We start from the raw sequence: 2,344 nt of genomic DNA on the forward strand, positions 1-2,344 counted from the left end.
ATTTTACACATGCAAAACTCTCTAATCATAGCTACGCTCGTATTAAGCGCATTGTTAAAAGTTATATAATCTTTCATTCTGTAATTAACGGAACTTTCCATCTGCTAAAAACTTTGCAATACAGCTTAACATTTTCTAAGGTATTAAATTTCCTAAGATATCAATTAGCTCTTCTAATGCTCTTCCCAAATTGTTTATATTGTCTCGTTCATCAAAACCTTTCTCCATTAATTCATCTGCTATAATATCTCTCAATTTATTTATTTTTTCAGTTTCTATCATACTTAAGTCTTCATAAACATTTAACCATAGTAAATGTTTATTTTGTGATTCTAATGTCTGTTTCAATAAAATGTGCATCTCTTTATTTAATTTAAACAACCTTATTTTTTCCTTTCCTTATGTATTTTGAACCTTTAGCAAAAGTTGTAATTACTTTACCTTTTTTATTTAAAACTACTACAGCCTGTTTACTAGTATATTTAGTTCTACCGCACTTTTTCGCCAGTTTTAACAGCATTTAAAATCACCTTAGATGATACTCCTACACTATTACGACCAATTGATTGATTTATGGCATATTTAAGTATATTCGGTGATTTAACCTGCTACTGTTTTCTTATATTTGTACTTTAATGGCTGCTTTACAGCAAACTTAGCTACTTGGAACAAACCACGCTGAATGATCATCTGGGTCTACCATCATAACTGGATTATTATCCGCATACGTATACCCATTCATTGTAACTGAATTATCCTCATCACCTAGATCAGGATCCACCGATAAGAACACACCATGCTCTGGATTATAGTATCTCGCAATCAAGTAATACATACCAATTTCTTTATCATACATGTATCCCGCATATCCAAATGGATTGTCTGCTGCTATTCCTTTTGCGTCGCCCTTTAGGACATTTCCCTAAGCATCATATTCATAGTTTGCTACCACTTGTCCATTTTGATCTGTCATCGCTACTACATCGCCACGTGCATCGTAGTGGTAGAATAATAAGACTAATTTATATCTTATATAAACAAAGGCGAAGCCTTCCGAGAGACTCCGCCTTTTCAATGTACAATGAACTTCAACAATTACTAGCTATTACCTAAACATTGTTCTGTTTATGCTTTTTTCAAAACTTACCACCGAACTTATTCTATTACTTGTGTTTCCCAGCCATCATAACTAGTACATGTTCCACTATATAAAATCGCTAACTCCGCCATATGTTTTGTTTCTTCCCAAACCTTTTCTTTTGTTGGTATACAATTTTTCCCCACTATAAATACATAGTAACGTAACCCATCTTCTGAAAGTTGTTCAGATGGTTCATAAATATCATAACCTTTTACATGTAGTACCTCTGCAATTTGTTCTGCAATTTCTATAGTATCTACTAAAAAATAATGTTCTAGGTAATGTACCTTTGCTAAATTAGATCCTGCGTTCTTCAAAGCAGTTAGCGTTGCTATGTCCTGTTTTTCTCGTTCCTGTTTTTCATGAATTGTTTCTAACATTATAAATCTCCTTCAGACCAATTTATAGTGTATTTCTTCGACAAACCCATGTTTCTTTTCTAATTTGTCTTTTTCCTGTTAAATATTTCACTTTATATATTTTCATTTAGTTACAAAATTCATTTGATTTTATTTCTAAATTCTTCTTGCACTTTTTTAAATTTCTGCTCATATTTTCTTATTTTTTCTACATCTTTCTTCGAATTAAGGCAAGGTCTTTTTCTACCAGTCATCATTATATCTTTTCCTTCTGTGGACTCCATGCGTACATATGGTTTAAAAAATTCACATTCTGTATTCTGTAATACCACCGATAATTTAGCGTATTCTTCCATAGGGAATTGGTTAGATATATTCAATTTCTTAAGCCTTTTCAAATTCATTAATGGCTCTAAAGAATGATCTTGAACTTTAATATTCATTAAAGTTAGCTCATTTAATCGTACTAAGTCACCAATTGGCTCCAACGTTTTTACATTAAGTGCTTTTGTTATCCCGCCTCCTAAATAAAGACCTCCTAAGTTTCCTCCATCTTTTATTGGTGTTAAATCTTCTAATTTCGAGAAGTCTTCTATTAATAGATAAGTAAGATTTTTATTATAAATAAAATTCCACAAATCAGTATTTTTAGTATTCCAACACAAATATACTTCCCCATCTGTAGAATCGATAAATTTTCTACTCTCATTTTATAAACATATAGTAATTCAGGATTAACATGCGTCATAATATTATCAAATTGCTCCTGATTCACTGCAAAAACCCATAATTCCTTAATTTTCAACTTGCCTAAAAGTTCTATATTCTTTGTTTCACCATCAAC

General features: G+C 31.3%; 4 protein-coding genes and 3 pseudogenes. 1 reads left to right on the forward strand and 6 read right to left on the reverse strand.

The annotated features are described in order from the left end of the window. Positions 1 to 135: 135 nt before the first annotated feature. The 3 genes and pseudogenes from ABWK52_RS28850 to ABWK52_RS28860 form a co-directional block, all read right to left on the reverse strand. Positions 136 to 381, reverse strand: a complete 246-nt coding sequence (locus ABWK52_RS28850) for a hypothetical protein (RefSeq protein ID WP_097796483.1) — start codon at positions 379 to 381, stop codon at positions 136 to 138. Next, positions 374 to 520, reverse strand: coding sequence for a hypothetical protein (locus tag ABWK52_RS28855; protein ID WP_170950852.1), 147 nt, complete (start codon positions 518 to 520; stop codon positions 374 to 376). Before ABWK52_RS28855 ends, ABWK52_RS28850 begins: the two co-directional genes overlap by 8 nt. A gap of 153 nt (positions 521 to 673) precedes the next feature. After that, a pseudogene (locus tag ABWK52_RS28860) lies at positions 674 to 1,012 on the reverse strand (RHS repeat-associated core domain-containing protein); the annotation flags it as partial. An 8-nt stretch (positions 1,013 to 1,020) separates the two neighbouring features. Here ABWK52_RS28860 and ABWK52_RS29895 point away from each other — a divergent pair. Continuing rightward, positions 1,021 to 1,113, forward strand: a pseudogene (locus tag ABWK52_RS29895) (IS6 family transposase); the annotation flags it as partial. A gap of 42 nt (positions 1,114 to 1,155) precedes the next feature. On the opposite strand, the gene ABWK52_RS28865 reads toward ABWK52_RS29895, so the two are convergent. The 3 genes and pseudogenes from ABWK52_RS28865 to ABWK52_RS28875 all read right to left on the reverse strand — a co-directional run. Further along, a complete protein-coding gene (locus tag ABWK52_RS28865) occupies positions 1,156 to 1,521 on the reverse strand; it encodes a ribonuclease E inhibitor RraB (RefSeq protein ID WP_097796482.1) in 366 nt (121 codons plus the stop codon). Positions 1,522 to 1,640: 119 nt separating this feature from the next. After that, on the reverse strand, positions 1,641 to 2,165 hold the full coding sequence (locus ABWK52_RS28870; protein WP_353772351.1) for a hypothetical protein: 525 nt from the start codon (positions 2,163 to 2,165) through the stop codon (positions 1,641 to 1,643). Next, a pseudogene (locus tag ABWK52_RS28875) lies at positions 2,096 to 2,344 on the reverse strand (hypothetical protein); the annotation flags it as partial. The pseudogene ABWK52_RS28875 and the gene ABWK52_RS28870, both read right to left, overlap by 70 nt.

This window comes from Bacillus sp. AP50, from assembly GCF_040492675.1.
GTDB lineage: Bacteria > Bacillota > Bacilli > Bacillales > Bacillaceae_G > Bacillus_A > Bacillus_A cereus.

Coding starts and splice junctions, on each gene's coding strand:
- ABWK52_RS28855 (WP_170950852.1), bottom strand. CDS start 520: ATGCTGTTAAAACTGGCGAAAAAGTGCGGTAGAACTAAATATACTAGT.
- ABWK52_RS28865 (WP_097796482.1), bottom strand. CDS start 1,521: ATGTTAGAAACAATTCATGAAAAACAGGAACGAGAAAAACAGGACATA.